Raw genomic sequence first — 18,331 nt, 5'->3', positions numbered from 1 at the left:
GGCCCTCCCCGCGGGGCCCCGGCTCCTGTCCCCGGTGCCGGAGGCCTCGCTTGCCAGGGCCCGCGAGGTCTGCGGCGACGACCACACCGTCCCCCTGCACCATGAGTGTCATGGAGACACGTGCACGCTGCTGGTCACCCGAGAGGGAACGGACGAAGGGAGTTGCGACGGCTTCGTGTGTCCGGTCGTGCTGAAGAACGGCCAGGTGCGTTCTCTTGCGGTGGACCAGGACCTGTCGGTCTTCGAGGAGGTGACCCCGACCGAGTATGTCTTCACCTCTTGCGATGGCCCCTATGGCTCGCGAGGAAGCCGCGTGAGCTTCTCCCGCTTGCGGCCAGACGTCATGGCGTTCACCCCGACGCAAGGGCTGCACGTGAATGGAGCCGAGCCATATCCGGTGAGGCAGGCGGCCAGCATCAAGGCCGCACGGGCACTTGCCCCCACGGCGCATGCGGACACGCGAATCCATATCCCGTGGGGCTCGGACGCCTGGCGCGACGAGCGGGACCTGGCGCTCGCCTGGCAGGTGATGCGCGTCGGAGAGGCGCTGTGGCTGCACGCCAGGGTGGATGACGACGTCGTCGTTCCCTTCACCCAGGGCGCCGCCGGGCGGGACTCGGACCACCTGGAGCTCACCGTGTCGCCCGGTTCCGGGAGCTTCAAGCTGGGCGTGCTCCTGGAGCCCGGTGGCAAGCTCCAGGTGCGCCGCTGGCAGAAGTGGGTGGAGACGGCGATGAAGGAGGAGGACGAAGCCTTCGACGGCGCGGAAGGCAGCTGGCGTCGGACCCGGCAGGGCTACGAGGTGGACCTGCGTCTGCCACTGACCGCCGTGCGTGACCCCTCATCACGGATCACCACGGGCCTGTCTGTCTTCGCCTCCGACGCGGACCAAGCCGGCAAGCAGGAGACGTTGATGGGACACCAGGGCACCCTGTACTTCTGGTCTGAGTACCCGCCGAGCACCGAGGAGTACCTCCGGGTTCCCCGCTGAGCCCCCTGCGTCTCAGGCGCCTTCGTGGCCGCCGAGCGACGTGTCCCAGAAGTGCGCTTCGACCTTGTGGCCGTCTGGATCCCTCACGAAGCACCCGTAGTAGGGCGGGCCATACAGGGGACGCGGGCCGGGGGCGCCGTCATCGGTGGCTCCCGCCTTGAGGGCCGCCTGATGGAAGGCATCCACCGCCTGCTTCGACGTGGCGATGAAGCAGAAGTGCGTGCCATTGCCCACGGTCGCGGGCTTCCCGTCGATGGGAGTCTGGACCCAGAACTCCGGGAACTGGCGGCCGTAGGCCACCGCGTTCGGGAAGTCCAACACCCGCCGGCAGCCCAGCGGAGTGAGGACCGCGTCGTAGAAGGCCACGGCGCGCGCGAAGTCGTTCGTGCCAATGGAGACGTGGGACAGGATGCTCGGGTTCTCGTCGCTCATGGCGGCATGGATAGCATGCGCCGCCTCTTGCGCCTCTTGCGCCTCAAGGGCTGACCGGGGCTCCCCCGGCCTTCCCGAATCGGAGGGCCGGGGGAACGCGTGTCGGGACCGCGCTCAGTTGTTCTGGAGGCTGTCCATCGAGGAGCAGTACGTCGCGTACGCGTGGCCGGAGACAGTGGCGCCGTTCTCGTAGGTGGCGTTCACGTCGAAGGCCACGAAGTGCTTCGCGGGAGGCGTCCCGGCCTTGATGCAGCTGGGGCAGAGCGAGGCTGCCACGGGCGTGAAGGTGAGGCCCGTGTCGCTAGCGGCATACTCCGGCATGAGCGCGCCATCGAAGTCGAACAAGTACGATATCGGTCCACCCGCCGTGGAGCCCGTCTGGGGGGTTGTGTCCATCGGTGCCTTCACCAATTCGAGGGTGGCGATCTGCGGGGGGAGCGGCGCTGTCAGAGACGGGCACTCATCCGTCTCGCCGTTGCTGAGCTCGAACACCAGCTTCCACGGGTCCGCGGCGTTCGTCGGCTCCACGTAGCCGAAGTAGGCGTGGTTCAGGGCCACCTGGTTCTCGTCCCACTGGGCCGTGACGGTGGTGTCCTGGCACGTTCCCTCGCAGGTGCCGAAGGGGTCGGTGCCTGCATCCGTGCTGGTGCCCGCGTCGGGAGTGGTGCCCGCGTCCGGCTCAGTGCCTGCGTCCGGTTCGGTGCCTGCGTCCGGTTCGTTGTTCTGGAGGCGGTCGAACGAGGGGCAGTAGGTGGCGTACCCGTGGCCGGAGATGGCGCCGTTCGCGTAGGTGCCGTCCACATTGAAGGCCACGAAGTGCTTCGCGGGAGGCGTCCCGGCCTTGATGCAGCTCGGGCAGAGCGAGGCCGCCACGGGCGTGAAGGTGAGGTTCGTGCTTTGAGCGGAAGGAGGCCATGAGGAGAGGAGCTCGCCATCGAAGTCGATCAGCGTCGCGGTCGGTCCTCCCGCCCCCGAGGAGCCCACCTCCGGAGTCGTGTCCACCGGCACCTTCACCGAGTAGACGTTGACGAGCTGCGGAGAGGGCGGCGCAGTCTCGGACGGGCACTCATCCGTTGATCCGTTGTTGAGTTCGATCCACAGCGTCCACGGGTCCCCGGCGTTCTCCGGCTCCGTGTAGCCGAAGAAGGCGTGGGGCAAAACGCGCTGGTTCCCGCCAATCTGAACCGTGACGGCGGTGTCCTGGCACGCGCCCTCGCAGGTGGTGAAGGGGTCGGTGCCTGCGTCGGGAGTGGTGCCTGCGTCAGGGGTGGTGCCCGCGTCCGGCTCGGTTCCCGCGTCAGGCTCAGTGCCTGCGTCAGGGGGGGTGCCCGCATCCGGCTCGGTGCCCGCGTCCGGCTCAGTGCCCGCATCTACTTCGGTACCCGCGTCCACTTCGGTGCCCGCGTCGGGCTCCGTGCCAGCGTCCACTTCGGTACCCGCATCCACTTCGGTGCCAGCGTCGGGCTCCGTGCCAGCGTCCACTTCGGTGCCCGCGTCGGGCTCCGTGCCAGCGTCCACTTCAGTGCCCGCATCGGACTCGGTGCCCGCGTCCACTTCGGTGCCCGCGTCGAACTCGGTACCTGAGTCGGGCGGGGGGCCTGCGTCGGGTCTGGTGCCCGCATCCGACGGGGTATCGCCGTCATCGGAGCCACAAGCAGAAAGGGTAGGTACGACCGCGAGGGTGAAAATCAACAGGGAGAGAATCGGATGTCGCAGGGTCATGCCGCGGATTGTCACGGGTTCCGTGACGAGAAGCGAGCCGGCTTGTCCCTCCGCGTCATCGCCTCTTGGCGACAAGCCCGGATTGCCCCCAACCCGTGCTCCTCGCGCCGGTGTGGAGACGGCAATGGGAGGAGCGGGAGGCACCGCCGTGCGAGGACCCTGGGTGCGCTCGGGGCCTGCGTCCGGCTGAAACCGTTTTCGCTCCTCGTGGGCCGCCACTATCCTGCGTGAACGAGCAGTCCGGCTCCGTGGCTGGCGGTGAGTTCCCCGCCAGCCGCATGCTGCCTACCCAGGAGATGATATGTCGAGCGAGTACCCCCAGGAGCAGTTGCTGGCGTTCGTCCAGGCCATGGCCAACGTGGCGGCGAGCGACGGCCGCATCACCGAAGAGGAGCGCCAGCAGCTCGACGAGGTGGTGCTGAACATCGGCCTGTCGCCCCGCGATCCGCAGGTCGCCGCGCTCATCGAGGCCGAGTTCCAGAAGCCCGGCCGGCTCGCCGACATCGTCGGCAAGATCGAAATCCGCGAGCTGCGCGCCTCCCTGCTGCGCATGCTCGTCGAAGTGGCCTGTGCCGACGGAGAGCTCGCGACCGAGGAGCGCGCGTCGGTGAAGGAGGCCGCCACCACCTTCGGTTACGACGCCGCGGTCGCCGACGAGCTCATCAGCTGGACGCTCGACTCCATCAAGCTCGACCAGCGCGAGCGCGACATCATGTCGAAGCTGCTCTGAGGGAGCGCCTGAGCGGCGGCGAGCTCAGTGGCGGCTGTATCCGCCGACGTCCACCACCTCGCCGTTGGCCGCCACCACGCGCAGCCGGCTGAAGCCCCAGACGTCGTCGGTGCGGACGGCCTTCACCTCCAGCCGGCCGTCCTGCCTGCTGCCGGAGAGGTCGATGGTCATGTTCGCCTGGCCATCCTTGTTCATCAGGTTGAACGAGCCGCTGAAGAAGCTGCTCGCGCTGATGGGCGCCCCCGGCAGCCTGACGACCCCGGGATGGTTCTCCACCCGCGCTATCGCCTCGGCGTAGGGGAGCTCCGACCGGATGCCCAGACACATCAGGCCTCCGCTGCCGCAACACAGCAGCGGCAGGCCCAGCAGCCCCGCCAGCACCCACCTCGTGGTGGACGACATTCCAGGTTCCTGGCGGCGCCGGGGCATGCGGTATGTCCTTTCCGCTGTGCGATGTCTGTGGACCGCCCCTTAAGCGTGTCCAAGGCACGGCGAAATCTTCGCCAGACAGACGGCGACCCGCTCCTTTACGGTCCGCGCGCGTAGCGCAGGCCCTGTCCGTAATAGGCGATGTGGGCCCTCCCGGAGGCATCCAGCGTCAGTGCGGAGTTCGCGCCACCGACTCCACTGGCGTCCACGGTGGTGAACTCCCAGGCGGTGCCGCTCCAGCGCGCGTACTTCAGGTTGTGGCGCGTGAGGTCCTCGTAGCTGATGTGCGGGCGGCCCTGCGCATCGAGTGCCAGTGCCGGGGTGCCCCCCACATCATCCGCGGTGTCCACCTGTTCGAGGCTCCACGCGCTGCCCGTCCAGCGCGCGTACTTGAGGTCCTTGTTCGTCGCATCGCGGTAGGCGATGTGCGGGTGGCCCTGCGCGTCCAGCGCCAACGAGGCGCTGCGCCCCACGTCCGCGCTCGCGTCCACCGTCTCCAGCGTCCAGCCCGTGGCGCCCTTCACCGCGTGGATGAGGGCCTTCTTGTTCATGTCGTAGTAGGCGAGGTGCGGCAGGCCGTCGCGGTCCACCGCCACCGAAGGCGCGCCTCCGTAGGAGCCCGGCGCGTCCACGCGGTCCCGCTGCCACTCCCCGGAGCCGTCACGCGCGTAGCAGAGCAGCTCGGCGGTGTTGAAAGAGCTGACCAGGTCGATGGTGCACACCAGCGGCTCGTTCGTGGGGCCCAGGCCCATCGCCAGCTGGCTCGCGTTCACCGCCGGGTAGGTGGGCGCGGCCACCTCGTCCCGCCAGCGCCCCTCGTCCCAGGACAGGAGGACGGGAACCTCGTTGCTGGAGGAATAGATGTACACACGCATCGTGGCGGCGGCGCGCAGCTGCCCCGTGCTCGTGCGCGCCAGGGCCACGTTGCTGGAGAGGACGCCGCCCTGGATGGGCGCGGCGCTCCATCCCTGGGAGTGCCGTCGTGCGAGGAAGACCTCGTAGGTGAAGCCACCGCCCCCACCCACGTCGTACCAGGGATAGGCCACCGCCGGCTCGCCGTTCGCCTCGATGACGATGCCCGGCCGCACGCCGCCCAGCGCCGTGCCCAGCGTCTCCACCTGCCAGCCCGCGCCGCCCGGTGCGCCGCAGCGGTACGGGATGCCCGCTCCGCCGCAGGAGGTGGACAGCGAGCACTGACCGCACGACACCTGCCGCGTCGTGCCACAGGCATCCTGCACGCTGAGGGTGCCGCAGCCGGCCTCCTGTTTCGCGCAGAGGGCATCGTCGGACTCGGGCACGCAGCCGTGGGCCGGGCAGAAGCCGGCGGGCTGCACCACTTCGCTGGAGGCGAGGGCGGCGCCGGTGGGGCTCGTGCCGCTCGTCACGAGGACGCGCCCGTTCGCCAGCTGGGTGGCCACGTGGGAGCTGCGCGCGGTGGACAGCGGCGCGGTGAGCGTCCACGTCTCCGTCTCCACGTCATACAGCTCCACCCAGGGGATGACCTTGCCGTCCGCGCCCACGCCGCCCGCCACCAGCACGCGGCCATCCGCGAGCACGGTCGCGGTGTGTCCGCTGCGCGCGACGTTGAGGAACCCCGTGTCGCGCCAGAGGCCCGTGGCCGGGTCGTACAGCTCCACGCTGGTGGAGCGCACCGCCGTGCCCGAGAAGAAGCCGCGCACGGAGGTGCCGCCGATGAGGAGGACGCGGCCGTCCCGCAGCCGCGCGAGTGCCGCTGCCGCGTGGGGACGGCGCGGCGCTCCGGTGTAGCTCCAGGTGTTGGTGACCGGGTCGTACAGCTCCGCGCTGCGAGCGGCCTGTCCATGGACGTCATCGGCGATGCCCGAAGTCACCATCACCCGCCCGTCCGCGAGCTGGACCCCCGCGGCCCGGTAGCGGCCCTCGCGCGAGGTGCTGTAGTTCCACTTCGCGGCGACGTCGTCGTACGTGTAGCTCAGCAGGACGCGGTCGCCGCCCTCGGTGATGCCACTGGCCACCAGGGCCTGCCCGTTGGCCAGCGGGAGGACGAGCGGCTGAAGGCGCGTCGTGATGCCACTGCCGGGCGTCCAGGTGCCCGTGGCGGGGTCGAAGCGCGCGTAGGCCTCGTCCGCGTAGCCGGTGACGAGCACCTTCCCCGTGCCGAGCTGTGCCGCGCCCGGGAAGGAATAGAAGCTGTTGCTCGCGCCCCCGGGCGTCGTCCCGCCGTCGGGGATGGAGCCCTGGGGCGTCCAGGTGTCCGTGCCCGGGTCGAAGGCCTCCGCGGTGCGCGTGGCCCCGCTGCCCGTCAGCCCGCCCACGAGGAAGAGGCGCCCATCCGAGAGCATGGCTGCCGCCGGATGCGCGCGGGCGACCTGGAGCGAAGCGCCCGCGCTCCAGCTGCCGCAGCCCAGCTCGGGGCCGCAGACGCCCGCCAGTCCACCGCCGCCGCAGCTCTGGGGGTCGTCGCACGTCCCGCATGATCCGCCGCAACCATCGTCACCGCACTCCCGGCCGTCGCACTGGGGAGGGCAGGGCTGGCAGGCGCCGTTGGCGCAGCCGTACTGGCACGGCTCGTAGAAGGCGGAGTACTGGCAGCCACCGTCGCTACCGCAATAGCCAGGCAGGAACGACGTCACGAGCGTCTTCGCGTCGTAGCAGCTCGGAGGCGGCGGGGACTCGCAGCGGACGCACCCCGCGTCACTCCCCCCATCCCTGCCTCCGTCGGTGCCCGCGTCCTGCGCGCCGCCATCGCTGCCCGCGTCACCCAGGCCGCCATCGCTGCCCGCATCCTGTGAGCCGGCGTCAAAGCCCGCGTCGGGGATGCCTCCATCGGTGCCGGCATCCAGCGGGCCGCCGTCGGTGCCTGCATCTCCGCCGGCATCCGGCGGGGGAACGGACGTCCCCGAGTCCGAGCCGGGAGGAACGTCCTCGGGGAGGTCGCTTCCGGAGCACGCGCCAAGGACAAGACAAACAGACAGCCACCACCAGCGGAACATGAGCCGGAAACCTTTCGACGGGGCCTCGGTTGTATCCGAGACCCCGTCCTCTCACCAAACTCCTGGGGCCGCGCTCAAGCGCCCCGCGAAGCGATGAGCGCGAGGTTGCGCGGGGACAGTCGCGGATCGAAGAGCTGGAGGAGCTCGACCTGGAAGCCCAGCTCCTCCAGGAAGATGGCGCGATCGAGCAGGAGCACGACCTCCAACGCCCGCGCGAAGCGGTCCCTCAGCAGATGGCAGAGCAGGAGCTCCCGCGTCTCGGCGCGAACGGAGACCTCGAAGGCCTCCAGCTCGGCGTCCGTCATGCCGGGCTCCAGGCCCAGGCGCTCCAGGCGGTCGCGCGCGTAGCCGGCGAAGGGGCCGTCATAGAGCGTCCGGGGCGCGTCCCCTGCCCGCACGAAGCCGCGCTCGGGAAAGCGCTGCTTCGACAGGAGATCGAACGCGAAGCGCCACGCGTACACCTGCTTCATCCGCGCGAACTCCACCTCCGTCTTGTGATGCCGTCCCCGCGTCGTCAGCGCCAGGGCATGCGGGGTGAAGGGCAGGGGATGCGCGGCGCCGAAGCGGGAGACGGGGTAATCCCGAGGGGCCTCCAGCTTGTCGTAGCAGCAGCCGACGTTCAGGACGAAGCCCGCTCCCTGGCTCTTGCGGAGCTGCGTGAGGGCGAGCGGCCCGCAGGTGTGCAGACCGATGGAGGCCCGGTCCTGGCCGGAGAAGAGCGGATCGATTTGAGGTTGGTCCCCGTCTTCAACAGAGGCCTGGATGAAATGCAGGGTGTCGCCGCCCGGGGGGCGGGTTCTCGTCAGCCACCGCCGGCCCTTGTCCTGCAACGCGGCGTCCCGGTCGATGCTGTGGAAGGTCCACCCGAACGTCCGCGCACAGAGGCGCGCGAGGTGTCCCATGCCGCCGCCGATATCGACCGCCTGCTGGACGAAGCGCGTTCTGGACGCGAGCAGGGCGAGCACCCGCTCGAGCTCATGGGTCTTCTTCGCGCTGAGTCCCTGCGTCTGGGCGACGGTCAGCGGGTGGATGCCCTCATGCCAGGGCAGCGCCGTCAGTTCCTGGAGCGAGCCCAGGAGCGCGGACAGGGACGAGGGTGGGGCGCCCACGAGCACCCCCTGGTCCAGCTGGCGCTCGCCTGTTTCATCAAGCGACCGGGCATGGGCCCGCCAGTCCTCGGGGAAGGTGGCGGCGGACCCGGGCCAGCCCTGGAGGATGGAGCGGGACCAGAGCGGGGACCAGGGGCGGAGCTGGTGCGTGAGCGCATCGAGTCGCGCCTGGAAGTCCATGGCGGCGCATCCTACCCGGGCTTCCACGTGACACAGCGTCTGCGCGCTACAGGTCGCTCTCCTCGGTGAGCTGGTTGAGCCGCAGGAGATAGGGCGGCACGGTGAGCACGGCGGCCTGCTGGAATCCTCGGGCGCCCTGGCCCGCCGCCTGTCCCAGCAGGAGGTATTTCTGCAGGGCCATGCCGCTGATGACATCGCTTTGTTGGCAATACTTATCGATCGCGAGCGCCAGGTGTCCCGTGCCCGGGCGAGAGGCAATCAAGGCATTGAACATCCCCGCGCCTGTCACCGCCCGATCGACCAGGAAGCGCACGGAGTCCTCATACTTCAGCCAGGGCACGCGGAGTTGCCCACTCAGCGACTTGAGGAACTTGAGGTGCCTGCCCACCTCGACGTCCCGGCTGTCTCGGGCAAGGGTGCCGAGCAGTGGAATCTGTCCATTCACGTCGTTGTGATAGTAGGTCTTGGACAGGTCGATATCGCCCAGCCGCATGTCGATATCGATGTGGATGCCCCCAAACGCGAACAGGTAGGCCAGGCGGGCGAAGTCCGAGAAGTATTTGATTTCATCCCAGCCGCCGCCCTGCGCGCAGGTCGTTCCCGCGGAGGTTCCAAAGCGGTGGAGCTGGACGCGAAGCCCGATCTCCCGGACCTCCTCCAGGCTGCAGACGGTGTAGCCCGCCATCCTCAGGGCGATGCGCTGCGAGTCGCGGACCTGTGTGTCGAGGCCGAGCTTCTTCTCCAGAAGCTCTTCGATGGTTTCCGAGTACCAGAGATAGGAACGCCAGCCATGTCTGGTCGCGAGATCACCATCCTCGATGAGGCCGGTGAGGGCGGCCTTCCGGATGGAGCCGCCGGTCCAGAAGCGGTGGATGATCTTGGGGATCGCGTGCCGCTTCCTCGTGCCAATCTCGGCGCCAATCATCCGCGACATGATCTTCGCTTCTTCGTCCTGGCTCGGATGCAGCCGCGTCGTGAGGGCGACCTCGAGGTCGACGCCGTTGATCAGGATGGGCGGCTCGCGTGGCGGGCTCACCCGCGCGAACGGGGGCGCCTGCTGGGTGACGGGCCTGAAGGAAAGCGGAGGGGCCAGCCCCCGGCCGGAGCTGTTCCGGACGTCCCAGATGGGCACCGGGGTGTCGAACGCCTGGGGGCTGGAGAGGGGCTGGTGGGACGTGTCCTGGCAGATGCCCAACCCGCAGAACACGCAGGAGCCCTGCGGCGTGAGAGAGCGTCCGGACGTCAGGGACGGGAAGGTGACGGTCTTGACGACCTCATGAGCCGGGTCGACACAGAGGCCCTGATCGCAGAAGAAGCAGCCCATGTCATGAAGTGTCCCGCAGGCCCCATACGCGGGCAAGCCGCGTAGGCTCCACTTCTTCCTGTTCGTGGCCTACCAGTGGATGAAGCTGGAGCTCTTCCAGAGCGACGCCATCCTGGGAGCCATGTCGAGAACGGGCGCATCACCCGCATTCGCGTCACCTTCGACCCGCGCTCCTTGCTGGAGAGGCGCTGAGCCGGTGCCTCCCCTGCGCGGCCGCTCCGCCGGTCGGGTCGGTGAAGGTTCGTTCCGGGAGGCTCCCGGACTCAATCTTTGCTCCCTCGCGCGTCTGACCTGCTGCCGTGCGCGTACCGCATGCATTCCGATGCCCGCGCATGTGTGTCCTTGGAGGCCATTCGACGTGACCCACCCATCTTTCGTCCGGAGAGCCCGTTGGCTCGTCCTGGTGCCCCTGCTTGGCTGCGGTTCCTCCTCCCTGGAGGCCGCTGCCGCATCCCACCCGAACGCGCCCGCTTCGCGCCCGCTGGCGCTGGCCACGGGCCCCGAGCTGCTGCGGGACGTGAACTCCCAGCCGAGCCCCTTCCCGCGCATCCTCACCAGCTCCTCCGGCTCCGGTGGCGGCGTCGTCACCCTGGCCAATGGCACCTCCGTCATGGTGCTCGACGCGCACCTGACGGGAAGGGACCTGTGGCGCAGCGACGGCACCTCCGCGGGCACCACCCTCATCCAGGACCTGACGCCGGGGCTGCTCTCCAGCGTCCAGGGGCCCACGGAGCTCACCGCCGTGGGCAACGCGGCCTACTTCTTCACGTCGCGGAGCTTCCTGGGAAGGACGGCCCTGTGGAAGACGGACGGCACCACTCCTGGAACCGTCCTGCTCCAGGAGTTCGAGGGCTCGGGAGATGACTCCGACGAGCGGCGCGGCACCGTCCTTCCGTTCGGCACCGGCGTCCTCTTCTCCTTTGGCAACGCGCTGTGGAAGACGGACGGCACGCCAGCGGGAACCCGGGAGCTCAAGCGCTTCCCGTCCAGGGTGGACCCCTTCGGCTACGAGTCCTCCGGCATCACCGCGCTCGGCGTGGCGCTCGACGGCGTCGCGCTCTTCATCGGCAACGACCCCGCCACCGGCATGGAGCTGTGGAAGACGGACGGCACGCCCGAGGGAACCGTCCTGGTCAAGGACCTGATGCCGGGAGCGGAGAGCGGCCAGACCTGGCGCTTCACCCGGATGGGGCAGAGCGCCTACTTCGTCGGGGGGCTCTCCATGGATCAGCTCTGGAAGAGCGATGGCACCCCGGAAGGGACGACCGTCGTGTACGCGTTCCCGGAGTTCCAGGACCGCATCAACGCGCTGAGCGCCGTGGGAAGCACCCTGTACTTCTCCACGGACCGCGCGCTCTGGAAGAGCGACGGGACGGAGGCGGGCACCGGGGAGGTACAGGGCTTCAACCGCTGGCGCCCGTACGAACTGCATGCCGTGGGCAGCCGGCTCTTCTTCGTCGCGTACGACGACGACGCGGGCGAGGAGGTGTGGACGAGCGATGGCACGCCCGGCGCCGCCTCACGCGTGGCGGACCTGTGGCCCGGGGTGGGGGACTCGCAGCCCTCCGGCTTCCTTTCTTGGAAGGGCCACCTCTACTTCCAGGCCACGCCCGAGGCGGGGATGCTCGGCCTGTACAAGACGGATGGCACCCCTGCTGGCACCACGGCGCTGAAGACGTGGGAGGGCTACACCGGCAGCTACGCTCCGGGGTCCCTCGACCCGGTGAGCCTGGGGGACTCGCTTGTCTTCCACGTCGAGCCGCTCTCGGGCGGGACGCAGGTGTGGCGCACCGATGGCACCGTCGCGGGGACGCGCCTGATGGAGCCGCTGACGGCGGGCGCGACGCAGTCGTCCATGGCGTCCCTCTCCAACCTGGGAGAGCTGGCGGGCCACGTCTACTTCCTGGCCTCCGAGGACGGGCAGCTCCTCTCGCTCTGGAAGAGCGACGGGACGCCCGCCGGGACCTCCAAGGTCACGACCTTCGCCAACACCCGGGCGGACCTCTTCGCGGAGGAGTTCGCCACCCAGCGGGTGGGCACCCGGTTGTTCTTCGTGCTGGAGGACAGCACGCACGGCGCGGAGCTCTGGCGGACGGACGGCACCGCGGCGGGCACGGCGCGGGTGAAGGACCTCGTTCCCGGCGAGGACGGAAGCCAGCCGCGCAACCTCATCGAGTTGGGCGGGACGCTCCTCTTCACCGCGGGCGACTACGAAGCCATGCAGCTCTGGAAGAGCGACGGGACGGAGGCGGGCACCGTGCCCATCCCGCTCCCTGTCCCGGAGGCCGTGCTGGATGAGGCGCATGCCTTCGCGAAGCTGGGGGACCGGGTGCTCTTCGCCGCCAAGAACGCGGACAGGGATGACGTGCTCTGGCTCACGGATGGCACGACGGATGGCACCCGGGTGCTCAAGACCTTCGTGAAGGGGACGGGCGCCAGCTCCACCTGGGTCAGCGACGTCGCGGTCGCCAACGGCGTTGCCTTCTTCGCGCTGACGGAGTTCCATGACGACGAGTCTGCGGGTGACCCGGCCCACCTCTGGAAGACGGACGGAACGCCGGAGGGCACCGTGCCCCTGGTCCCCCAGACGTTCGCCGCCCTGGACGGGCTCGCGTGGGTGAACGGGCGGCTCTACTTCGCATCCAGCAGCGCGGAGAAGGGCTGGGAGCCGTGGATCAGCGACGGGACGGAGGCGGGCACACGGATACTCGTGGACCTGCACCCGGGCACCGGCAGCAGCCACCCCAGCGGCTTCCTGAAGCTGGGCACCTCCGTGTTCTTCACCGCCAACGATGGCGCGCACGGGATGGAGCCGTGGGTGACGAACGGCACGCCGGAGGGCACCCAGCGGCTGGCGGACATCTGGCCTGGCGCCGAGTCCGGCGTGCGCTTCTTCGTGGAGGACGAGACGTCCTTCCTCGCGCCGCTGGCCATCGAGGACCGGGGCATCGTGCTCTTCTCCGCAGCGGAGCCCGGACACGGCGCGGAGCTGTGGCGCACGGACGGCACGGCGGCGGGGACCTCCCGCTGGGTAGACGTGCTGCCCGGCCCGCTCTCCTCGGACCCCTCCAACCTCGCGCGTCTGGGCGGCCGGCTCTTCTTCTTCGCCATGGACGAGACGCATGGCCGCGAGCCCTGGAGTCTCTCGCTGGACTTCACGCCGGCGGCGCCGGACGCGACGCCGCCGGTCCTCACTTGTCCGGCCAACGTGACGGCGCAGGCCCGCGGCACGGACGGCGCGGACGTCACCTACCCCGAGGCCACCGTCGCCGACGAGCGCGGGGAGACCGTCGTGCCCACCTACAGCCACGCCTCCGGCACGCGCTTCCCGGTGGGGGACACCCTGGTCAGCGTCACGGCGAAGGACGCCGCGGGGAACGAGGCCCGGTGCACCTTCCAGGTGAAGGTGGAGCGGGCCGTGACGCAGCAGCCGCCCGCCGGGGACAAGGACGACTCCGGCGGTGGCTGCAACGTGGGGCCGACGCCAGGAGCGTGGCCGTTCTGGTCCGTGCTGGCGTCGGGCTGGATGCTGCGCCGGCGCAAGGGCACTCGCGGCATCAACGCGTGACGCAGGGGCCGTAGGGGATGGCGGAGGCCCACGACGGGGCACCGCCGTCCCGGTGACGGTGGTGCTTCGCACGGTGACGCGGAAGGAGCAGGTCGCCAGATGGCCCACGACAACCCAGGCACGTCGGTCGCCTCCCATCCCTGTCCGCCGAACCGCCGGATGCGAGCACCCCGGACGCAGGAGGGAAGAGCAATCCGGGGCAGGGGAACCAGGCAGTACCTGCTTCTGCGCCAGCGTGCCACGCACCATGTCCTCTACGCCTACCTGGACAACGGGTGGGACGGCGAGGAGGAGGTCTCGTCGCCGTCCACCATTCGCGTTACATCAATACCAGGTGGTGAAGGCCAGGAACGTCGAGCCGTCAGATCTGCGAACCCGGCCCCACTGGGTCACCACGGGAGGGCAACTCAGAGGGCAGCCACCGCTCACCGCGTAATACCGGTAGACGATGTCGGACTTGCCATCTCCCGTCACATCCGCGACCCAGGTCGACAGATTCCCGCCCAGGGCTGAAGCCCAATACCCGCTTCCGAGAAACGCCGTGCCGCTCGACGCCCGGACCTGCACGCCATCCGTGTTCTCGACGATGACGTCGGCCTTTCCATCCCCCGTCACGTCACGGAACCAGACGCCCTTGGTGCCGTTGAAGCCAACGGAGAGCCACGTCGAAGCCGTCCCGAAGGCGCTCCCCGTCGACGGACGGACGATGATGCTGTTCGTGTTGTGGGCAATGGCGTCCGCGATGCCATCTCCCGTCACGTCCTCGTAGTACATGTGCCGCTCTGCGACGAAGGAGGTGCTCGTCCAGGCCGTACGGGTATTGAAGCCCGTGCCGTTGGAGGTCGCGACAGAGATTCCGCTGCCGCCATCAATGTTGGGATTCAGGATGAAGTCTGCCTTTCCGTCACCCGACACGTCCTTGAAGTCGAAGCGCGTCCAGCCACTCCAGCCGACCTCCGAGTACCACTCCTCCTCGGGGAGGAAGGAGGAGCCATTCGAGCGCCTGACAATGACGCGAATGGCGCCACCATCCAGGTACTCTCGAACGGAGATCGCATCAGCGCGGCCATCCCCCGTCACATCCGCAAACCAGACTCCGTAGCCCGTAGGGAAGGCCGTGGAGCTCCACGTCGAGGACGACGAGAAGGTGGACGCATTGGAAAGCGCCACCCGGAGGGTGCCGGCCGACTCATACCAGATGAAATCGTCGCGCCCGTCCGCGTTCACGTCCGCCATTGTGTCGCTGCCCGGCCAGATGCCATCTCGGGCTTCACTGGGGATGAAAGGGGCCAAGAACAGCGCGACAGCCATTGCCTTGTTGAACAAATCCAACGCTCCTGTAGTGATTGGGATTTCGCGCCGGCCGTTGAATAGACAGGGCCCAGGCCGACGCGTGGCTAACTACTCTTGCGTTTGCAATCACTCAAGACTGGCATTGGCGAATCCCAAAACAACTTCAAATCCTGAAGTTCTGGTTCCTCTTTTGACTTCGGGCTTGACTTGTCTGGAATTGGCGCTGGAGCAGGTGGCCCGGGGCAGGCGTGTGCCCCAGTGCGGTTGCCCTGGAGCGGCAGTCGGAAGGTGAGGGGAGTGGGCCCTCCTGGATTCGAACCAGGGACCAATCGGTTATGAGCCGACAGCTCTAACCGCTGAGCTAAGGGCCCTCATGTCTCTGACGCCAGACGCGCACTGACTATAAGCCCTTGCCGTCCTTCTTCACCACGCGGAACACCTGACCGCGTTCGTCCACGGTGACGCCCTCCGCGCGCAGCCGCTTCGCCTGCTCGTGCGCCACCGGGGGCGCCAGCGTCCCGTCCGAGCGGATGACCCGCCACCAGGGCACCTGCGTGGCCTGCCCCGGCAGGTGCTTCAGCTCCCGCCCCACGCCCCGCGCCGCGCCCGGCCTGCCCGCGTAGATGGCCACCTGCGCGTAGGAGCGCACCTCGCCCCGGGGAATGGAGCGCACCTGCTTCATCACGCTGTCGGAGAAGGGCAGGGGCTTTGCGGCGGGCTTCTTCGCGGCCATGGCGCACCTCACTCGGGACGGACGAAACGACGAAGGCCCCCGTCCACTCAAGGAACGGAGGCCTTCAAGTTCAGCGGTCAGCCTACTCCAGCGGCTTTAGCTCTCCACGAAGGAGCGCAGGCGCTTGGAGCGGCTGGGGTGGCGCAGCTTGCGCAGCGCCTTGGCTTCAATCTGGCGGATGCGCTCGCGCGTCACCTCGAAGTCCTGGCCCACCTCTTCCAGCGTGTGGTCGCTCTTCTCGCCAATGCCGAAGCGCATGCGCAGGACCTTCTCCTCGCGCGGCGTGAGCGTGGCCAGCACCTTCCGGGTCTGCTCGGCCAGGTTCATGTTGATGACCGCGTCCGCGGGCGACACCAGGCTCTTGTCCTCGATGAAGTCGCCCAGGTGGCTGTCCTCTTCCTCGCCAATGGGCGTCTCGAGGGAGATGGGCTCCTTGGCGATCTTCAGGACCTTGCGCACCTTGTCGAGCGGCAGCTCCATCTTCTCCGCGATCTCTTCCGGCGTCGGCTCGCGGCCAATCTCCTGCACGAGGTAGCGGCTCGTGCGGATGAGCTTGTTGATGGTCTCGATCATGTGCACCGGGATGCGGATGGTGCGGGCCTGGTCCGCGATGGCGCGGGTGATGGCCTGACGGATCCACCAGGTGGCGTACGTCGAGAACTTGTAGCCGCGCTTGTACTCGAACTTGTCCACCGCCTTCATCAGGCCGATGTTGCCCTCCTGGATGAGGTCCAGGAACTGCAGGCCGCGGTTCGTGTACTTCTTCGCGATGGAGACCACGAGGCGCAGGTTCGCCTCCACCAGCTCGCTCTTGGCGCGCTCGGCGCGCTTCTCACCCAGGCGGATGGCGTCGTAGTTGCGGCGGAGCGCGTCCACGGGGAGGTTGGCTTCCTCCTCCACGCGCTTGATCTTCCGCACCGCCGTGCGCACGTCGCGGTCCAGGACCTCCAACTGCTCCGGGGTGAAGTTGAGCTGCTTCTGGAGCTTCTTCGCGATGTTCGGGTTCTCGCGCGACTCCTTGAGCTGCGGGCGCAGGTCCTTCATGTTGACCTGGTAGCGGCGCTCCAGGTCCCCGAGCTCCTCCTCCGCCTTCTCCACGCGCTCGATGAGGCCCTTGAGGTTCAGGACGATGCGGTCCACCTGCTTCTTGTTCAGCCGCATCTCCTCCAGGACCTCCATCATCTTGGTCCGAAGGTCCTTCACCTCCTGCTTCAGCTCCTTCTTGCGCACCTCCGTGAGCTTCTTCTTCCCGGAGAGCTCCTCCTCCAGGACCTCGCAGTCCTTGGCGAACTTGCGGAAGCGCTCGATCTGCTTGGAGATCTGCTCGATCTTGTTGAGCTCGCTCTGCGCCAGCTGCGCGGGGGCCTCGCCCTCGGCTGCTTCCTCGGCGGGCTCTTCCGCGTTCTCCGACTGGGCCTCTTCGGGCGCGTCCTTGATGACGTCGCGCACGCGCAGCTTGCCCGTCTTCAGGCGGTTGCTGATGTCCAGGATGTCCGCCACCGCGACGCGGCAGGCGAGCAGCGCGCGCAGGACTTCCTTCTCGCCCTCTTCGATGCGCTTGGCGATCTCCACCTCGCCCTCGCGGGTGAGGAGGCTGACGCTGCCCATCTTGCGCAGGTAGAGACGGACAGGATCGTTGGACTTGCCGCCCGGCTCGTCGTCCTCGTCCTTCTCGTCCTCGTCCTGGTCTTCCTTCTCTTCCTCGACGGCGACGGTGGGCTTGATCTCGTTGGACTGCGCGGCCTTCTGCGCGTCCACGATCTCGATGTCGTTGTCGCCGAACATGCTCATCACGTCGTCGATCTGATCGGACGACACGATGTCGGCGGGGAGGGCGTCGTTCACCTCGTCATAGGTGAGGAAGCCCTTCTCGCGGCCCGCGGCCAGCAGGTCCTTGACCTCCTTGCGCTCGGCGACGGGATCCTCCTCCACGTCGTCTTCCACGGCGTCCGGGTCCACCTGGACGGCGGCGGCGGCTTCCTCCGCGGCCTCCTCGGGGTCCACGTCGTCGGCCATGGCGGCGACGCCCTTCTTCTTCTTGATCTTCTCGGGCGCCTCGGCGGGGGCGTCCTTCGCCAGCAGCTCCTTCTCCTCAGGCTCCGCTGCCTTCGTGACCTTCGCCGCAGGGCTGTCCGGGGCCTTCTTCTTGCGGATCACCGGGTCCACCTTCTTCTTGGTGGGCTTCACGGATGCCTTGGGGGGCTTCTGCGTCGGCATTCGGGTACTTCTCCTTAAGAAAATCAGGTGCTTTGGCCTGGGCGAGCCGGCCGATCTACCGCAAAGTCGAGCTTTCTTACAAACGCGAACTCAAACCGGTTGCATTGGTCCCTTTGTTCCCGTTGCCGAGGAAGCAGGGGTCAGCTCATCCAGGACGCGCTTGCGGAGCGCCAGCAGCTCCTTGCGCTCGGACAGGAGCAACCGCGTCTCCTCTGTCAAATCAAAAGCCCCCTGCGTCTGTTCCGTCGCTCGCTTTATATAAACGAGCCGCTCGTCAATGCGCTTCTTCATGATGTCGCGGCACGCGAGGATGAACTCCGCTTCGAGCTCCATTCCCGCCGGGGAGAGCCGCCGGCCGGCCTCCAGGAGCGTCCGCTTGACGACCTCGGACGCCTCGAAGAGCGCCTCCTCCAGCCCCTGCCCGGACGTCGTCTGGGCCAGCACCATCCGCAATCCCATGTGTGACAACTCATCACACACGCGGAAGGTGTCCCGGGCGAGCAGCCGGGAATCCCGAAGGATTGCGGCCACATAGAGCGCTTCCGACTCCGGCGGAGGGCGCTCCGCCTGGGGCTTGGGCACCGGGCGCGGCACGGCCTGGGCGGGGACGGCGTTGGGGTACGGCGAGGAG

At 68.4% G+C, this 18,331-nt stretch carries 12 protein-coding genes, 1 tRNA gene and 1 pseudogene; 3 read left to right on the top strand and 11 right to left on the bottom strand.

Annotated elements, in window-relative coordinates:
• The coding region (locus D7V80_RS33035) for a hypothetical protein (protein ID WP_147447287.1) at window positions 1–991 on the top strand (991 nt) is incomplete at its 5' end.
• Between the two features lie 12 nt (window positions 992–1,003).
• On the opposite strand, the gene D7V80_RS33030 is transcribed toward D7V80_RS33035, so the two are convergent.
• Together D7V80_RS33030 and D7V80_RS43130 are read right to left on the bottom strand one after the other, a co-directional pair.
• A complete protein-coding gene (locus tag D7V80_RS33030) occupies window positions 1,004–1,423 on the bottom strand; it encodes a VOC family protein (protein ID WP_014395123.1) in 420 nt (139 codons plus the stop codon).
• A 114-nt stretch (window positions 1,424–1,537) separates the two neighbouring features.
• Entirely contained in the window at window positions 1,538–3,145 is a 1,608-nt protein-coding gene (locus D7V80_RS43130; protein ID WP_233585893.1) for an MSCRAMM family adhesin SdrC, read from the bottom strand.
• A 301-nt stretch (window positions 3,146–3,446) separates the two neighbouring features.
• On the opposite strand from D7V80_RS43130, the gene D7V80_RS33020 reads away from it, so the two are divergent.
• A complete protein-coding gene (locus D7V80_RS33020; protein WP_120591901.1) occupies window positions 3,447–3,875 on the top strand; it encodes a tellurite resistance TerB family protein in 429 nt (142 codons plus the stop codon).
• Between the two features lie 24 nt (window positions 3,876–3,899).
• On the opposite strand, the gene D7V80_RS33015 is transcribed toward D7V80_RS33020, so the two are convergent.
• From D7V80_RS33015 to D7V80_RS33000, 4 genes are all read right to left on the bottom strand, one after another.
• Window positions 3,900–4,277 (bottom strand): cytochrome c oxidase assembly factor Coa1 family protein, encoded by a 378-nt coding sequence (locus tag D7V80_RS33015; protein WP_158616739.1) that lies wholly within the window; start codon window positions 4,275–4,277, stop codon window positions 3,900–3,902.
• Between the two features lie 125 nt (window positions 4,278–4,402).
• Complete coding sequence (locus D7V80_RS33010) at window positions 4,403–7,276, bottom strand: kelch repeat-containing protein (protein WP_120591899.1); 2,874 nt, start codon at window positions 7,274–7,276, stop codon at window positions 4,403–4,405.
• Window positions 7,277–7,350: 74 nt separating this feature from the next.
• On the bottom strand, window positions 7,351–8,565 hold the full coding sequence (locus D7V80_RS33005) for a methyltransferase (RefSeq protein WP_120591898.1): 1,215 nt from the start codon (window positions 8,563–8,565) through the stop codon (window positions 7,351–7,353).
• Between the two features lie 46 nt (window positions 8,566–8,611).
• Window positions 8,612–9,697, bottom strand: a complete 1,086-nt coding sequence (locus D7V80_RS33000) for a hypothetical protein (RefSeq protein ID WP_147447286.1) — start codon at window positions 9,695–9,697, stop codon at window positions 8,612–8,614.
• Between the two features lie 550 nt (window positions 9,698–10,247).
• Here D7V80_RS33000 and D7V80_RS32990 point away from each other — a divergent pair.
• Window positions 10,248–13,457 (top strand): ELWxxDGT repeat protein, encoded by a 3,210-nt coding sequence (locus D7V80_RS32990; RefSeq protein ID WP_147447285.1) that lies wholly within the window; start codon window positions 10,248–10,250, stop codon window positions 13,455–13,457.
• A 324-nt stretch (window positions 13,458–13,781) separates the two neighbouring features.
• Here the strand turns inward: D7V80_RS32990 and D7V80_RS32985 are convergent, their stop codons facing one another.
• From D7V80_RS32985 to D7V80_RS32965, 5 genes and pseudogenes are all read right to left on the bottom strand, one after another.
• Window positions 13,782–14,783, bottom strand: coding sequence for a VCBS repeat-containing protein (locus tag D7V80_RS32985; protein WP_120591895.1), 1,002 nt, complete (start codon window positions 14,781–14,783; stop codon window positions 13,782–13,784).
• Window positions 14,784–15,048: 265 nt separating this feature from the next.
• A tRNA-Ile gene (locus D7V80_RS32980) sits at window positions 15,049–15,121 on the bottom strand.
• A gap of 29 nt (window positions 15,122–15,150) precedes the next feature.
• Complete coding sequence (locus D7V80_RS32975; protein WP_120591894.1) at window positions 15,151–15,483, bottom strand: MGMT family protein; 333 nt, start codon at window positions 15,481–15,483, stop codon at window positions 15,151–15,153.
• Window positions 15,484–15,579: 96 nt separating this feature from the next.
• Entirely contained in the window at window positions 15,580–17,700 is a 2,121-nt protein-coding gene (gene rpoD, locus D7V80_RS32970; protein WP_014395133.1) for an RNA polymerase sigma factor RpoD, read from the bottom strand.
• A gap of 90 nt (window positions 17,701–17,790) precedes the next feature.
• Window positions 17,791–18,331 (bottom strand): annotated as a pseudogene (locus D7V80_RS32965) (DNA primase); the annotation flags it as partial.

The organism is Corallococcus sp. CA054B (assembly GCF_003611625.1).
In the GTDB taxonomy this organism is placed as follows: domain Bacteria; phylum Myxococcota; class Myxococcia; order Myxococcales; family Myxococcaceae; genus Corallococcus; species Corallococcus coralloides.
Note: the sequence above shows the minus strand (reverse complement) of the source record. Positions and strands in the feature narration are given on the sequence as shown.

Excerpts from the sequence above, each read along its gene's own strand:
- D7V80_RS33015 (WP_158616739.1), bottom strand. The coding sequence starts at position 4,277 with ATGTCGTCCACCACGAGGTGGGTGCTGGCGGGGCTGCTGGGCCTGCCG.
- D7V80_RS33030 (WP_014395123.1), bottom strand. The coding sequence starts at position 1,423 with ATGAGCGACGAGAACCCGAGCATCCTGTCCCACGTCTCCATTGGCACG.
- rpoD (WP_014395133.1), bottom strand. The coding sequence starts at position 17,700 with ATGCCGACGCAGAAGCCCCCCAAGGCATCCGTGAAGCCCACCAAGAAG.
- D7V80_RS33020 (WP_120591901.1), top strand. The coding sequence starts at position 3,447 with ATGTCGAGCGAGTACCCCCAGGAGCAGTTGCTGGCGTTCGTCCAGGCC.
- D7V80_RS32975 (WP_120591894.1), bottom strand. The coding sequence starts at position 15,483 with ATGGCCGCGAAGAAGCCCGCCGCAAAGCCCCTGCCCTTCTCCGACAGC.
- D7V80_RS33010 (WP_120591899.1), bottom strand. The coding sequence starts at position 7,276 with ATGTTCCGCTGGTGGTGGCTGTCTGTTTGTCTTGTCCTTGGCGCGTGC.
- D7V80_RS33005 (WP_120591898.1), bottom strand. The coding sequence starts at position 8,565 with ATGGACTTCCAGGCGCGACTCGATGCGCTCACGCACCAGCTCCGCCCC.
- D7V80_RS43130 (WP_233585893.1), bottom strand. The coding sequence starts at position 3,145 with ATGACCCTGCGACATCCGATTCTCTCCCTGTTGATTTTCACCCTCGCG.